1 protein-coding gene is annotated in these 228 nt (G+C 47.4%); it reads left to right on the top strand.

The features are described from left to right. The coding region (locus ACYP03_RS28515; RefSeq protein WP_459783003.1) for a hypothetical protein at positions 1 to 228 on the top strand (228 nt) is incomplete at both ends.

Raw genomic sequence — 228 nt, forward strand, 5'->3', positions numbered from 1 at the left:
TACAAAAGTCCGTTTAGCCGGATTACTCAGTGCATTGGGTGATATGGGGGTGCTGGCCGTGGATTTGACGGCTGGTACCCTGGAGGAAGTGTTAGATACTCAGTTAACGGTGGCACAATTAATCGAGGCCAATATTTTGGCTGTCAATGAGTATGCTGTGCTGGATACAGATGTTCTCCCTGCGTTAAATCAGTTAGATAGCATGCCGGATGTGTCAGCTCTTTCTCT

The sequence above is a fragment of the Photobacterium sp. R1 genome, from assembly GCF_054600795.1.